This window comes from Parendozoicomonas sp. 209JJ7-1, from assembly GCF_058147085.1.
Map to the genome: position 1 here is coordinate 1 of NZ_JBYVJU010000107.1, position 709 is coordinate 709.

The 709-nt window shown below is 39.9% G+C and carries 1 protein-coding gene; it reads right to left on the minus strand.

The window, feature by feature from the left end:
* Window positions 1-669 (minus strand): tetratricopeptide repeat protein (locus ACY2RQ_RS19580; RefSeq protein WP_490114696.1); only part of this gene is annotated, 669 nt, incomplete at its 3' end.
* Window positions 670-709 lie beyond the last annotated feature (40 nt).

A 709-nucleotide genomic window follows, 5' to 3' on the forward strand; every position in this document is an offset into this window, starting at 1 on the left:
ATATTTTGATTTGTACTCATCAGCAAGTTTTTCGGCTTTACTGATATCAGAGCCTATGATCTCCTTGAGTTGAGCAAGGTTTTTTAATGCTTGACCATCCCCAGCCTCAGCCGGCATTTTAATCCATGCATAAGCTTTGACATAATCAAGTTCGACACCATGTCCTTGAGCAAACATAAGCCCGTACTCGTTCTGTGCTTGAGCAACGCCACTTTCAGCTGCAGCTCCATACCATTTAGCTGCTTTTTCTTGGTTCGGTTCTACACCAAAACCTTTACGATAAAATTGACCAAGGTTGAAGATACTTTGTAAATCACCAAGTTCTGCAGCTTGTTTAGTGTATCTGAATGATGAATTCGGATCTTGCTCTACACCGTCACCCTGCATATACATAAGACCCAAATTAGCAATAGAAGGCAGATATCCTTCTTCAGCGGCATGCTTGAAGAGTTTTACTGCGACCTCTAAATTCTTTTCGACTCCCAAACCTTGGTAATACAAGCTTGCTGTTAAATGCTGACCAGCAGGATCACCTTTCTCAGATTCAGCGTTAAATATTACAAATGCTTCTTTGTATTTTCCCACATGATAAAGTTCTATTCCTTCATCAAGACTTGCATATGTATTCATTGAAAGGATTAATCCTATTACTGAAATTATTTTCTTCATTTACTCGTACTTTGAGGTATGGGAGCAGCTAACGCCCGCA